Genomic DNA, 14,389 nt, shown 5'->3' with positions numbered 1-14,389 from the left:
GTGGAAGCATTGGATTGGCTGGTAATCGGAGTCTTTTTCCTGGCTCTGATTGGTATTATTATTTGGGTAGTCAGACAAAAACAAAATGACTCGGCAGATTATTTTTTAGGCGGACGCGACGCAACATGGCTTGCGATCGGTGCCTCTATTTTCGCATCGAACATTGGGTCGGAACACTTGATCGGACTGGCAGGAGCCGGTGCGTCCAGTGGTATGGCCATGGCTCACTGGGAAATTCAGGGATGGATGATTTTGATTTTGGGATGGGTATTCGTACCTTTCTATTCACGCAGCATGGTATATACAATGCCGGAATTTCTCGAACGTCGTTATAATCCTCAATCACGTACAATCTTATCAGTTATTTCATTGGTAAGTTATGTACTGACTAAAGTAGCCGTAACCGTATATGCCGGCGGCTTGGTATTTCAACAGGTATTCGGTATCAAAGAACTGTGGGGAATCGATTTCTTTTGGATCGCAGCTATCGGTCTGGTAGTGTTGACCGCACTTTATACCATCTTCGGAGGTATGAAATCTGTTCTTTATACTTCTGTTCTTCAAACTCCGATTCTATTATTAGGGTCATTAATTATCCTTGTGCTTGGTTTCAAAGAACTGGGCGGATGGAATGAAATGATGAGAGTCTGCGGTGCTGTGACTGTAAATGATTATGGTGACACCATGACTAACCTGATTCGTAGCAATGATGACGCAAACTTCCCATGGTTGGGCGCTTTGATCGGTTCAGCTATCATTGGATTCTGGTACTGGTGTACTGACCAGTTTATTGTACAGCGTGTACTTTCAGGAAAAAATGAGCAAGAAGCCCGTCGTGGTACTATCTTCGGTGCTTACCTGAAACTGTTACCTGTATTCCTTTTCCTGATTCCGGGCATGATTGCATTTGCATTACATCAGAAATATATCGGTGCCGGTGGCGAAGGCTTCCTTCCGCTACTGGCTAACGGAACAGCAAATGCCGACGCAGCTTTCCCTACATTGGTTGCCAAATTACTTCCTGCCGGTGTGAAAGGTCTGGTAGTATGTGGCATTCTTGCCGCTTTAATGAGTTCTCTTGCATCTTTGTTCAACTCATCGGCCATGTTGTTCACTATCGACTTTTACAAACGTTTCAGACCGGAGACTCCAGAAAAGAGACTGGTCGGTATCGGCCAAGTTGCAACAGTTGTAATCGTCATTTTAGGTATTCTCTGGATTCCTATCATGCGTAGTGTAGGTGATGTGCTCTACACCTATTTGCAGGATGTCCAGTCTGTTTTGGCTCCAGGTATTGCCGCTGCGTTCTTGCTGGGTGTCTGCTGGAAACGTACTTCAGCTCAAGGTGGGATGTGGGGATTGATTTCCGGTATGGTCATCGGCCTGACGCGCCTGGGTGCTAAAGTATACTATAGCAACGCTGGTGAAGTGGCAGACTCTACCTTCAAATATTTGTTCTTTGATATGAACTGGCTGTTCTTCTGCGGATGGATGTTCCTATTCTGTATCATTGTAGTAATCGTAGTCAGCCTGACAACAAAGGCCCCGGCAGCAGAAAAGATTCAGGGACTGGTGTTCGGTACAGCTACTAAAGAACAAAAGGCGGCTACCCGTGCCAGCTGGAATCACTGGGATATCATTCACACAGCAATTATCCTGGCTATTACAGGAGCTTTCTACTGGTATTTCTGGTAATTAATAAACTTATTCCGATTAATGATGAACAACTATTACAACTCGAATCCTACCTTCTATATCGGTATAGACTGTATCATCTTCGGTTTTAACGAGGGGGAAATCAGCTTGCTCTTATTGAAAAGAAACTTTGAACCGGCAATGGGGGAATGGTCACTGATGGGAGGATTTGTGCAGAAAGGCGAAAGTGTGGATGATGCCGCCAAACGTGTCTTGTATGAGCTTACCGGACTGGAAAACGTTTATATGGAACAGGTAGGAGCTTTTGGTGCTGTTGACCGTGATCCGGGTGAACGAGTTATTTCCGTGGCTTACTATGCATTGATTAACATCAATGAGTATGACCGGAGACTGGTTCAGAAACACAACGCCTACTGGGTAAATATGAACGAACTTCCCCCGCTTATCTTCGACCATCCTGAAATGGTAAAAAAAGCACGGGAACTGATGAAACAGAAGGCATCCGTGGAACCTATCGGATTCAATCTGCTTCCGAAACTTTTTACGCTATCCCAACTACAAAGTTTATATGAAGCCATTTACGGTGAAACGATAGATAAACGGAACTTCCGCAAACGTGTTGCCGAAATGGATTACATCGAAAAGACTGATAAAATTGACAAACTGGGTTCCAAACGCGGTGCTGCCTTGTATAAGTTCAACAGCAAGGTCTATCGAAAAGACCCGAAATTTAAAATCTAATCGTTATGCTGGAAGATCTAAAAGAAAAAGTATTTCATGCCAATCTCGAATTGGTAAAGCATGGATTAGTCATCTTTACCTGGGGCAATGTTTCTGCTATCGACCGTGAAAGCAGACTGGTGGTAATCAAGCCCAGCGGTGTAAGTTATGATGACATGAAAGCCGAAGATATGGTAGTAGTGGATCTGAATGGCAAGGTCGTTGAAGGCCGACTGAAACCGTCTTCAGACACCCCTACCCACGTAGTACTTTACAAAGCATTTCCGGAAATCGGAGGAGTGGTACATACACACTCCACCTATGCTACTGCCTGGGCACAAGCCGGATGTGACATTCCGAATATCGGAACCACTCATGCTGATTACTTCCATGATGCCATTCCCTGCACAGCGGATATGACGAAAGCGGAAGTGGAAGGTGCTTACGAGCTGGAAACCGGTAACGTGATAGTGAAACGTTTTGAAGGCTTGAATCCTATACACACCCCGGGAGTGTTGGTGAAAAATCACGGTCCTTTCTCTTGGGGAAAAGACGCGCACGATGCCGTACACAATGCTGTGGTTATGGAACAGGTCGCTAAAATGGCAAGTATCGCTTATGCGGTAAATCCCAAATTAACAATGAATCCGCTGCTGATAGAGAAACATTTCAGCCGCAAGCATGGTCCGAATGCTTATTACGGACAGAAATAATTAAAGATTAGAATAATAACAATTAAAGCAATAACATTATGAACGCATTTGATCAATATGAAGTATGGTTCGTAACAGGAGCACAGCTTTTGTACGGAGGCGACGCAGTGATCGCAGTAGACGCACACTCCAACGAAATGGTTAACGGATTGAACGAATCCGGTAAACTCCCTGTAAAGGTGATATACAAAGGAACAGTCAATTCTTCTAAAGAAGTGGAAGCTGTTTTCAAAGCAGCCAACAATGACGAAAAGTGTGCAGGTGTTATCACTTGGATGCATACGTTCTCACCTGCTAAAATGTGGATTCACGGTTTGCAACAGTTGAAGAAGCCTCTGTTGCACCTGCATACTCAATTCAACAAGGAAATTCCTTGGGATACAATGGACATGGACTTCATGAACCTGAACCAGTCAGCTCACGGTGACCGCGAATTCGGACATATCTGTACCCGTATGCGTATCCGGCGTAAAGTGGTGGTAGGTTACTGGAAAGAAGAAGAGACTTTGCATAAGATTGCTGTTTGGATGCGTGTTTGTGCCGGTTGGGCAGATTCACAGGATATGCTGATTATCCGTTTCGGTGACCAGATGAATAATGTTGCTGTAACCGATGGCGATAAAGTGGAAGCTGAACAACGCATGGGTTACCACGTAGATTACTGTCCGGTAAGCGAATTGATGGAATATCACAAGGACATCAAGAATGAAGATGTAGATGCATTGGTAGCTACTTACTTCAAGGAATACGATCACGATGCTTCTCTGGAAGATAAATCAACTGAAGCTTATCGGAAAGTATGGAATGCTGCTAAAGCAGAATTGGCCCTTCGTGCTATCCTGAAAGCTAAAGGTGCGAAAGGATTCACTACCAACTTCGATGATTTGGGCGACATCGAATACAATGGTTTCGATCAGATCCCGGGGCTCGCTTCACAACGTCTAATGGCGGAAGGTTACGGATTCGGTGCTGAAGGCGACTGGAAATCGGCTGCTCTTTACCGCACCGTATGGGTTATGAATCAGGGACTTCCTAAAGGCTGTTCATTCCTGGAAGATTATACGCTGAACTTCGATGGTGCAAACAGCTCCATTCTTCAGTCACACATGTTGGAAGTTTGCCCGCTTATCGCGGCCAACAAACCTCGTCTGGAAGTGCACTTCCTTGGTATAGGTATCCGCAAGAGTCAGACTGCACGTTTGGTCTTCACTTCCAAAGTAGGTACGGGCTGCACCGCTACTGTTGTAGATATGGGTAACCGTTTCCGTCTGATCGTGAATGACGTAGAATGTATCGAACCGAAACCGCTGCCTAAGTTACCGGTTGCTTCTGCTCTCTGGATTCCGATGCCAAACCTTGAAGTGGGTGCGGGTGCATGGATCCTCGCCGGTGGTACTCACCACTCTTGCTTCTCTTACGACCTGACAGCAGAATATTGGGAAGATTATGCTGAAATCGCAGGTATCGAAATGGTGCATATCAACAAGGATACTACGATCAGCTGCTTCAAGAAAGAACTCCGCATGAACGAAGTTTATTACCTGTTGAATAAAGCACTTTGCTAAACCTAAAATATGGATTTCAACATGAAATTAGATGCAAAATCAACCATCGAGGCAGGTAAAGCTATTCTTGGTATAGAACTCGGTTCAACACGAATAAAAGCTGTCTTGATTGACCAGGAAAACAGGCCAATCGCTCAAGGTAGCCACACTTGGGAAAACCAGCTAGTTGACGGACTTTGGACATATAGCATTGAAGCTATCTGGTCAGGGCTGCAAGATTGCTATGCCGATCTTCGTACGAACGTAAAGAACGCATACGGCATAGAGATCAAGACGCTGGCTGCCATCGGCGTCAGTGCCATGATGCATGGTTATATGGCATTCAACCAAAAAGAGGAAATCCTCGTGCCTTTCCGCACTTGGAGAAATACCAATACAGGTCGTGCAGCGGCTGCTTTATCCGAACTGTTTGTCTATAATATCCCTCTGCGGTGGAGCATTTCCCACTTGTATCAAGCTATTTTGGACAATGAGGCACACGTTAACGAGATTGATTTCCTGACCACTCTGGCTGGTTATGTGCATTGGCAGATCACGGGTGAAAAGGTGTTGGGAATAGGTGATGCCTCGGGTATGCTTCCCATAGATCCGACTACCCACAACTATTCTGCCGAAATGATGGCTAAGTTCGACAAGCTGATCGCTCCGAAAGAATATAGCTGGAAGCTGCAGGATATTCTGCCTAAAGTGTTATCGGCAGGTGAAAACGCAGGTGTCCTCACACCGGAAGGAAGTAAAAAGCTTGACGTATCGGGGCATTTAAAAGCAGGGATACCCGTTTGTCCTCCGGAAGGAGACGCCGGCACCGGTATGGTGGCAACCAATGCTGTGAAACAGCGCACCGGAAACGTATCGGCTGGTACTTCTTCATTCTCCATGATTGTATTGGAGAAAGACCTGTCCCAGCCGTACGAAATGATCGACCTGGTCACAACTCCTGACGGAAGCCTCGTAGCCATGGTACATTGCAACAACTGTACTTCCGATCTCAATGCATGGGTCAACCTGTTTAAAGAATATCAGGAACTTCTGGGCATACCTGTAAATATGGATGAAATCTATAGCAAACTCTACCATATCGCACTTACCGGTGACGCAGATTGCGGAGGACTTCTTTCATACAACTATATTTCAGGCGAACCTGTAACAGGACTTGCGGACGGAAGACCGTTGTTTGTACGTTCTGCCAATGACAAGTTCAATTTGGCCAACTTTATGCGGGCTCATTTATATGCTTCAATAAGCGTTCTCAAGATTGGTAATGACATCCTGTTCAACAAAGAAAAAATCAAAGTGGATAGAATTACAGGTCATGGAGGACTGTTCAGAACAAAGGGAGTAGGTCAAAGAATCCTCGCAGCAGCCATCAACTCGCCTATTTCGGTAATGGAAACAGCCGGTGAAGGTGGTGCCTGGGGTATCGCCCTGTTAGGCTCTTACCTCGTGAACAACAAAAAGCAACAATCTCTTGCCGACTTCCTGGATGAAAGTGTATTTATCGGAGATGCCGGGGTCGAGGTATCACCTACCCCCGAAGATGTAGCCGGTTTTAATACATACATCGAAAACTACAAGGCAGGATTGCCCATCGAAGAGGCTGCGGTCAAATTTAAATAGTTGGCAATTAAGAGTGTGTCATAATGCCTAAATATAAAGATTTACCCCTGCCACCGATAGCTATAGCAGGGGTAATTTCCTCAAAAAAGAAATTTTGACATCCCCTCGACAAACCGCTGTTTATCAAGAACCCCAATCCACTGAATATTAACATTAACTACCCTCTTGTCCCTCTCCCAAAGAGGAGAGGGACAAGAGGAAACTATGATCATGAAAACCACCTCATTCATACTTGCCCTTGTCCTGTCCACCTCACTGGCCAAAGCACAAAATGCTCCACAGGTGTCATACTTCCCTTTACAGAATGTGAAACTATTGGATAGCCCGTTCCTGCAAGCCCAACAGACTGATTTACATTATATACTTGCCTTAAACCCCGATCGTCTGCTCGCTCCTTTTCTACGCGAAGCAGGATTGCAACCTAAAGCTCCTAGCTACACCAACTGGGAAAATACCGGACTGGACGGACATATCGGCGGACATTATCTATCCGCACTCGCCATGATGTATGCCGCTACCGGAGATACTACCGTTTACAACCGCCTCAGTTATATGCTGAATGAGTTGTATCGTGCACAGCAAGCTGTAGGCACAGGATTCATCGGAGGAACTCCGGGAAGCCTCCAACTTTGGGAAAATATAAAAGCCGGAAAGATCCGTGCCGGAGGTTTCGACCTTAACGGCAAATGGGTACCGCTATACAATATCCATAAGACGTATGCCGGACTGCGGGATGCTTACCTGCATGCAGGAAGCGAGCTGGCACGCAAAATGCTGATCGACCTTACAGACTGGATGATTGACATCACTTCCGGTTTGAGCGACGAACAAATTCAGGATATGCTTCGCAGCGAACATGGCGGATTAAATGAGACTTTCGCTGATGTGGCTGCAATCACAGGCGACAAGAAATATCTGGAGCTGGCACGCCGTTTCTCTCATAAGCTTATCTTAAACCCACTTATCAAAGATGAAGACAAGCTGACAGGTATGCACGCCAACACACAGATTCCCAAAGTGATCGGTTACAAACGAATAGCCGAACTTTCGCAAGATGACAAAAATTGGAATCATGCTGCAGAATGGGATCATGCCACCCGTTTCTTTTGGAATACGGTAGTCAATCACCGTTCCGTCTGCATCGGAGGAAATAGTGTCCGCGAACATTTCCACCCGTCTGACGACTTCACATCCATGCTGAACGATATTCAAGGACCAGAGACCTGTAATACTTACAACATGCTCCGTCTTACTAAAATGCTTTATCAGAATTCTCGCAATCCGAATCAGACAAACGAACCCGATCCCAACTACGTAAATTATTACGAGCGTGCGCTTTACAATCACATCCTAGCGTCCCAAGAACCGAATAAAGGTGGATTTGTCTATTTCACTCCTATGCGCCCGGGACACTATCGTGTGTACTCACAACCGGAAACATCAATGTGGTGCTGTGTTGGTTCCGGCTTGGAGAATCATACCAAATACGGTGAATTTATTTATGCACATCAGAAAGATACGCTTTATATCAATCTCTTCATCCCTTCACAACTGACCTGGAAAGAGCAAGGTATCATTTTGACACAGGAAACCCGTTTCCCCGATGACGGCAAAGTAACTTTACGAATAGATGAAGCACCCCAGAAAAAACGTACTTTAATGGTACGTATCCCGGAATGGGCTAACCAATCAGAAAGTTATAGTATCAGCATCAATGGAAAAAGAAAAATATTCATAATGGCAAAAGGTAATCAGTATCTTCCTCTCTCCCGCAAATGGAAGAAAGGAGATATCGTTACTTTCAATTTACCGATGAGAGTCAGCATGGAACAGATTCCCGACAAGAAAGATTATTATGCTTTCCTATACGGTCCTATCGTTCTTGCAGCTTCCACAGGCACTGAACACCTCGATGGTTTATATGCCGATGACAGTCGTGGCGGACATATCGCCCATGCCCAACAAATTCCTTTGCAGCAAGTTCCGATGTTGATAGGAAATCCCGATTCAATCCGTAAATCTCTTCACAAAAAACAGAGCAGCCGGATTGCTTTCAGCTACAACGGAGATGTTTATCCTGCACAAGGCAAATCATTGGAACTTATTCCCTTCTTCCGCCTGCATAATTCCCGTTATGCCGTTTATTTCCGGCAAGCAAGCGAGGAGCAGTCCAAAGCAATTCAGGAAGAACTGGCAACAGCTGAACGAAAAGCAACCGAATTAGCGAATCAAACCATTGATCTTATCTTCCCCGGTGAACAGCAGCCGGAGTCCGACCATGGCATCCAATATGAGCAGGCAGAAACCGGAATGAATAAAGATCGGCATTTCCGTCGTGCCAAAGGCTGGTTCGGCTATCAACTGAAAGTGAAAGAGGAAGCAAGTCGTCTCCTAATTACAATACGGAAAGATGACCGTAACAAAGTGACTATTCTTCTGAATAACGAAAAGTTGGCTGTTAAGCCAACGATCAGTGAAGCGGACAAAGAGGACTTTATCACCTTTTCTTACGACCTGCCTCAAAAACTGAACACAAGCAGTTGCCCGATACGTTTCATTCCGGATGGAACGGAATGGACACCTGCCATTTACGAAGTGCGTTTACTAAAATAAACGTTCAAAAAGAAGTAATCATCACCAAAATCAAACATCTATAATCATTAAACAAATACCATTTATGAAAACAAAACTATTAGTCAGTACAGCCTTGTTGGCAGCATCAGTGTCTCTTTCCGCACAAAAGAGTGCGACCCTAACCGTACATGTCGACCAAGGCAAAGAAATTATCCCGAAAGAGATCTACGGGCAGTTTGCCGAACACCTGGGCTCATGTATCTACGGTGGTCTTTGGGTAGGCGAAAACTCGGATATACCCAATATCAAAGGATACCGTACAGATGTATTCAATGCATTAAAAGACTTGGCCATTCCCGTTCTACGCTGGCCGGGCGGCTGCTTTGCCGATGAATATCATTGGATGGATGGCATTGGTCCGAAAGAAAAACGCCCGAAGATGGTGAATAACAACTGGGGCGGAACGATTGAAGATAACAGTTTCGGTACACATGAGTTCCTGAATCTTTGCGAGATGCTGGGTTGCGAGCCTTATGTAAGTGGAAATGTGGGCAGTGGCACCGTAGAAGAACTTGCCAAATGGGTGGAGTATATAACCTCGGACGGAGACTCTCCCATGGCCAATCTTCGTCGTAAGAATGGTCGTGACAAAGCATGGAAACTCAAGTACTTGGGAGTAGGAAACGAAAGCTGGGGCTGTGGTGGCAGTATGCGTCCGGAATATTATGCGGACCTATACCGCCGTTATTCTACTTATTGCCGCAACTACGACGGCAACCGCCTGTTCAAAATTGCCAGCGGTGCAAGTGATTACGACTATCACTGGACAGACGTATTGATGAATCGTGTAGGACATCGTATGCAGGGGATTTCACTCCACTATTACACCGTAACGGGATGGAGCGGCAGTAAAGGATCGGCCACTCAATTCAACAAAGATGATTATTACTGGACGATGGGTAAATGTCTGGAAGTGGAAGATGTACTCAAGAAACATTGCGCCATCATGGATAAATATGACAAGGACAAGAAGATCGCTCTTTTACTCGATGAATGGGGAACCTGGTGGGATGAAGAACCCGGAACCATCAAAGGACATCTGTATCAGCAGAACACATTGCGTGATGCTTTCGTGGCTTCTTTAAGCCTTGACGTCTTCCATAAATACACAGACCGCCTGAAGATGGCAAACATCGCACAGATTGTCAATGTACTTCAATCCATGATCCTGACGAAAGACAAAGCAATGGTGCTTACTCCCACTTATTATGTTTTCAAGATGTATAAAGTACATCAGGATGCTACTTATCTTCCCATCGACCTGACTTGCGAAAAAATGAGTGTACGTGATAACCGTACCGTGCCGATGGTAAGCGCCACAGCTTCCCAAAACAAGGATGGAGTGATCCACCTTTCTCTTTCCAATGTAGATGCTGACGAAGCACAGGAAATCACTATCAAGCTGGGTGATACGAAAGCCCAAAAGGCGGTCGGAGAGATCCTGACCTCTGCCAAACTGACCGATTACAATTCTTTTGAAAACCCTGATATGGTAAAGCCGGCACCGTTCAAAGAGGTAAAGATCAATAAAGGTACGATGAAGGTAAAACTTCCAGCCAAATCCATTGTTACTTTAGAGCTACAATAGTTTTAGGGGATTTACTCATTGTATCGCAAACAAGAGGATTGTAAAACCGCCGATAAAAAAGATGGTTCTTTTAGATTGTTAAATCCGCATAAAGAGTTATCTTTGCCAGCAATCTGACAGAAATCAATTAAATATGAATGATATGAACGATAACAAGCTTATGAATCGTGCAGCGGATAACATCCGTATTCTTGCCGCTTCAATGGTTGAGAAAGCCAATTCCGGTCACCCGGGTGGCGCCATGGGCGGTGCTGATTTTGTAAACGTGCTCTTCTCTGAATTTCTAGTATACGATCCGGAAAATCCCCGTTGGGAAGGACGCGACCGCTTCTTTCTGGACCCGGGGCATATGTCTCCGATGCTTTATTCTACACTGGCGTTGACAGGCAAATTTACATTGGACGAACTGAAAGAATTCCGTCAATGGGGAAGCCCCACCCCGGGACACCCCGAAGTGGATATCATGCGTGGCATTGAAAACACCTCCGGTCCATTGGGACAAGGACACACTTTTGCAGTCGGTGCCGCCATTGCTGCCAAGTTTCTGAAAGCCCGTTTCAACGAGGTGATGAACCAAACAATCTATGCTTACATCTCTGACGGTGGCATCCAGGAAGAAATCTCTCAAGGTGCCGGACGTGTTGCCGGTGCACTGGGATTGGATAACCTGATCATGTTTTATGACTCCAACGATATCCAACTTTCTACTGAAACGAAAGATGTAACCGTTGAAGATACTGCCATGAAATATGAAGCATGGGGATGGAAGGTACTCAGCATCAACGGTAATGATCCTGACGAAATCCGCGCAGCAATCCAAGAAGCACAAGCTGAAAAAGAACGCCCGACACTGATTATCGGTAAAACGGTCATGGGTAAAGGTGCACGCAAGGCAGATGGCAGCAGCTATGAAGCCAACTGCGCTACACACGGTGCCCCTCTCGGCGGTGACGCTTATGTAAATACAATCAAGAACTTGGGTGGTGACCCTACCCATCCGTTCGTCATATTCCCGGAAGTAGCCGAACTGTATGCCAAACGTGCAGAAGAGCTGAAGAAAATCGTAGCAAAGAAATATGCCGTAAAAGCTGCATGGGCGAAAGCAAACCCGGAACAAGCCGCAAAACTGGAACTCTTCTTCTCGGGCAAAGCTCCGAAAGTGGCTTGGGCTGCCATCGAACAGAAAGCAGGTATCGCCACTCGTGCTGCGTCTGCCACTGTACTGGGCGCACTTGCCACACAAGTAGAAAACATGATCGTTGCTTCTGCCGACCTTTCCAACTCTGACAAGACTGACGGTTTCCTGAAAAAGACCCATTCATTCAAGAAGGGTGATTTCAGCGGAGCATTCTTCCAGGCAGGCGTATCCGAATTGACAATGGCTTGTATCTGTATCGGGATGTCACTCCACGGTGGTGTAATCGCTGCTTGCGGTACATTCTTCGTATTCTCCGACTACATGAAACCCGCCATACGTATGGCTGCATTGATGGAACAACCGGTGAAATTCATCTGGACACACGATGCTTTCCGCGTAGGTGAAGACGGTCCTACGCACGAACCGGTAGAACAGGAAGCACAAATCCGCCTGATGGAAAAACTGAAGAACCACAAGGGGCATAACTCCATGCTGGTACTTCGTCCGGCCGATGCAGAAGAAACAACTGTTGCATGGAAACTAGCCATGGAGAATATGTCTACTCCCACAGGATTGATCTTCTCCCGCCAGAATATTGCCAACTTACCGGCAGGAACCGATTACGAACAAGCTACCAAGGGTGCCTATATTGTAGCAGGTTCTGACGAAAATCCGGATGTGATTCTGGTGGCTTCAGGTTCTGAAGTTGCTACATTGGTAGCCGGCACAGAGTTGCTTCGCAAAGAAGGTGTGAAGGTACGCATTGTATCTGCTCCGTCAGAAGGTTTGTTCCGCAGCCAACCGAAAGAATATCAGGAAGCTGTTCTTCCGTCAGATGCGAAGATTTTCGGTATGACCGCCGGATTGCCCATTAATCTTCAAGGGTTGGTAGGGTATCGCGGTAAAATCTGGGGATTGGAATCTTTCGGTTTCTCCGCTCCTTACAAAGTGTTGGATGAGAAACTGGGATTCACTGCCGAGAACGTATATAACCAAGTAAAAGCAATGCTCTAATGAAAACAATCGGATTAGCATGCGACCATGCCGGTTTTGAACTGAAAGAGTTTGTTCGCGGCTGGCTGGAAGCAAAAGGCTGGGCTTACAAGGATTTCGGGACCAACTCTACCGCTAGCGTAGACTATCCGGATTATGCTCATCCACTGGCTCTTGCAGTAGAATCGGGAGAATGTTATCCAGGTATCGCAATCTGCGGCAGTGGAAACGGAATCAGTATGACACTGAACAAACACCGGGAAATTCGCGCTGCGCTCTGCTGGAATGCAGAAATTGCGCACCTGGCCCGTCAACACAATGACGCGAATGTTCTGGTGATGCCGGGACGCTTCATCAACATGGAAGAAGCGGATATGATTCTGACAGAGTTCTTCTCTACAAAATTTGAGGGTGGCCGCCATCAGAAACGTATCGATAAGATTCCGGTCAAATAAGGAGCTGAATATCAATCGAATATAAGTAAAGGGAGTGTCTGACAAAGTCTCAGAGATTGAAAATCAAGAGTGTGTCAAAACTCCCTTGACTTCTAATTACCGATACCTGTTTGGCAGCCGCTTTATTTTTCAACCGATAGCTTATCTCACGAACGACGGGCAACATCAAACAGGTTATCGAACAAGAGCTGTAATAAATTGACAGCAGAAATAACCGCAGACAACCAACTTCAGTAAAGTTCCGAATATAAATCCGAGTAAAGAGCCCACACCTGATTTGAATGCCTGCGAAAACTCTTTATTCGCTAATAATTCACCCATCATTGCCCCGAAAAACGGACCGAGAATAATGCCCCAAGGCAAGAAAAAAAGTCCGACCAACGTTCCGATGATGCATCCCCAATTACCCCATTTACTACCGCCACTATACTTGCTTCCCAACATCGGAATGAAATAATCCAATACTTGCAAAACAGCTACAATCAATAACCACACGATTAATTGCGTGGTAGAATACTGCACCTTATCCGTAAAATGGAGAATGACTAATCCCAAATAAGCGACAGGCGGACCGGGCAGCATAGGAAGTATGCAACCGACGAGCCCGGCTATCAAACAAACGGTACTTATCGCAATCAAAACAACATCTAACATAACGTGAGTTCGATATAACAGATTAAAATATATCCTTGAATAATAAGAACATAGCAATAAAAGTATTCAATTTATAGTGTCCCCAAATAACATTTAAACGATTACCACTATGTTCTCAGAGGATAAAGTTACAGATATTTATTGTATGGCAGATGATTTCTGCAAAGAATTTGCATTGCAGCAGGCAAAATATATGGTTGCGGAGAAGAATCATAAGCATCGTAATAAGGCTAAACCGGTTGAGTGATACGGAAATCAGGGTTATTCTTATCTTGTTTCATTCCGGCGGTTTCAGATGCTTCAAGCATTATTACAAGGTGTATGTGAGTAAACATCTGCCCCACCTGTTCCCTAAACTTATCTCCTAAATGACGAATTGAAGAATATCGCACAAATAGAGCATTCCAGGCATCGGTTTTTCAACAACTTTATAGCGAATGCACTTTCTGCCATCGCAGCGTATTGCTTCTTTGAGAAAAAGCCCGCCATTGAATTGGATTTCATCAAGGACAGGCAACTGAATTTGTTTTGAGTAATTTCGAACTTACATTATATTATGAGCCATGGCAATGGAGCCTCTCTGATTGAGAATTGCATGATGAGGGCCCGTTGAGACGGTTCTATAGATGATGATTCCCACATGCATCTCTAAATTG

General features: G+C 45.3%; 11 protein-coding genes and 1 pseudogene. 11 read left to right on the top strand and 1 reads right to left on the bottom strand.

Annotated features, from left to right (window positions below; translation table 11 throughout):
- The 9 genes from AB9N12_RS14590 to rpiB all read left to right on the top strand — a co-directional run bounded on the left by AB9N12_RS14590 (position 1) and on the right by rpiB (position 13,079).
- Entirely contained in the window at positions 1–1,695 is a 1,695-nt protein-coding gene (locus AB9N12_RS14590; protein ID WP_369892732.1) for a sodium:solute symporter, read from the top strand.
- A 24-nt stretch (positions 1,696–1,719) separates the two neighbouring features.
- Positions 1,720–2,397, top strand: coding sequence for an NUDIX domain-containing protein (locus AB9N12_RS14585; RefSeq protein WP_369892899.1), 678 nt, complete (start codon positions 1,720–1,722; stop codon positions 2,395–2,397).
- A 5-nt stretch (positions 2,398–2,402) separates the two neighbouring features.
- The gene (locus AB9N12_RS14580) at positions 2,403–3,089 is read left to right on the top strand and encodes an L-ribulose-5-phosphate 4-epimerase (RefSeq protein ID WP_369892731.1); all 687 of its coding nucleotides are present in this window, start codon (positions 2,403–2,405) and stop codon (positions 3,087–3,089) included.
- 38 nt (positions 3,090–3,127) lie between these two features.
- Positions 3,128–4,654: an L-arabinose isomerase gene (araA, locus tag AB9N12_RS14575; RefSeq protein ID WP_369892730.1), complete on the top strand. Its 1,527-nt coding sequence runs from the start codon at positions 3,128–3,130 to the stop codon at positions 4,652–4,654.
- Positions 4,655–4,675: 21 nt separating this feature from the next.
- Complete coding sequence (locus AB9N12_RS14570; protein WP_369892729.1) at positions 4,676–6,271, top strand: xylulokinase; 1,596 nt, start codon at positions 4,676–4,678, stop codon at positions 6,269–6,271.
- Between the two features lie 210 nt (positions 6,272–6,481).
- Positions 6,482–8,884, top strand: a complete 2,403-nt coding sequence (locus tag AB9N12_RS14565) for a beta-L-arabinofuranosidase domain-containing protein (protein ID WP_369892728.1) — start codon at positions 6,482–6,484, stop codon at positions 8,882–8,884.
- Positions 8,885–8,948: 64 nt separating this feature from the next.
- Positions 8,949–10,493, top strand: a complete 1,545-nt coding sequence (locus tag AB9N12_RS14560) for an alpha-N-arabinofuranosidase (protein WP_369892727.1) — start codon at positions 8,949–8,951, stop codon at positions 10,491–10,493.
- A 142-nt stretch (positions 10,494–10,635) separates the two neighbouring features.
- Complete coding sequence (locus tag AB9N12_RS14555; RefSeq protein WP_369892726.1) at positions 10,636–12,645, top strand: transketolase family protein; 2,010 nt, start codon at positions 10,636–10,638, stop codon at positions 12,643–12,645.
- Positions 12,645–13,079, top strand: a complete 435-nt coding sequence (rpiB, locus tag AB9N12_RS14550) for a ribose 5-phosphate isomerase B (protein ID WP_369892725.1) — start codon at positions 12,645–12,647, stop codon at positions 13,077–13,079. Before AB9N12_RS14555 ends, rpiB begins: the two co-directional genes overlap by 1 nt.
- Before the next feature lie 174 nt (positions 13,080–13,253).
- Here rpiB and AB9N12_RS14545 read toward each other — a convergent pair whose 3' ends face one another.
- Positions 13,254–13,733, bottom strand: a complete 480-nt coding sequence (locus tag AB9N12_RS14545; protein ID WP_369892724.1) for a DUF456 domain-containing protein — start codon at positions 13,731–13,733, stop codon at positions 13,254–13,256.
- Positions 13,734–13,842: 109 nt separating this feature from the next.
- Between AB9N12_RS14545 and AB9N12_RS14540 the strand changes: the two genes are divergently transcribed.
- Together AB9N12_RS14540 and AB9N12_RS14535 are read left to right on the top strand one after the other, a co-directional pair.
- A complete protein-coding gene (locus tag AB9N12_RS14540) occupies positions 13,843–13,980 on the top strand; it encodes a hypothetical protein (RefSeq protein WP_369892723.1) in 138 nt (45 codons plus the stop codon).
- A gap of 123 nt (positions 13,981–14,103) precedes the next feature.
- Positions 14,104–14,265 (top strand): annotated as a pseudogene (locus AB9N12_RS14535) (IS982 family transposase); the annotation flags it as partial.
- Between the last annotated feature and the right edge of the window lie 124 nt (positions 14,266–14,389).

It is taken from the genome of Bacteroides sp. AN502(2024), assembly GCF_041227145.1.
Taxonomy (GTDB): domain Bacteria; phylum Bacteroidota; class Bacteroidia; order Bacteroidales; family Bacteroidaceae; genus Bacteroides.
This window is presented reverse-complemented; position numbering and strand designations above follow the sequence as displayed.

Bases quoted from the DNA above. Each gene is read 5' to 3' on its own strand.
- AB9N12_RS14585 (WP_369892899.1), top strand. From the start codon at position 1,720: ATGAACAACTATTACAACTCGAATCCTACCTTCTATATCGGTATAGAC.
- AB9N12_RS14580 (WP_369892731.1), top strand. From the start codon at position 2,403: ATGCTGGAAGATCTAAAAGAAAAAGTATTTCATGCCAATCTCGAATTG.
- araA (WP_369892730.1), top strand. From the start codon at position 3,128: ATGAACGCATTTGATCAATATGAAGTATGGTTCGTAACAGGAGCACAG.
- AB9N12_RS14570 (WP_369892729.1), top strand. From the start codon at position 4,676: ATGAAATTAGATGCAAAATCAACCATCGAGGCAGGTAAAGCTATTCTT.
- AB9N12_RS14565 (WP_369892728.1), top strand. From the start codon at position 6,482: ATGAAAACCACCTCATTCATACTTGCCCTTGTCCTGTCCACCTCACTG.
- AB9N12_RS14560 (WP_369892727.1), top strand. From the start codon at position 8,949: ATGAAAACAAAACTATTAGTCAGTACAGCCTTGTTGGCAGCATCAGTG.
- AB9N12_RS14555 (WP_369892726.1), top strand. From the start codon at position 10,636: ATGAACGATAACAAGCTTATGAATCGTGCAGCGGATAACATCCGTATT.
- rpiB (WP_369892725.1), top strand. From the start codon at position 12,645: ATGAAAACAATCGGATTAGCATGCGACCATGCCGGTTTTGAACTGAAA.
- AB9N12_RS14545 (WP_369892724.1), bottom strand. From the start codon at position 13,733: ATGTTAGATGTTGTTTTGATTGCGATAAGTACCGTTTGTTTGATAGCC.
- AB9N12_RS14540 (WP_369892723.1), top strand. From the start codon at position 13,843: ATGTTCTCAGAGGATAAAGTTACAGATATTTATTGTATGGCAGATGAT.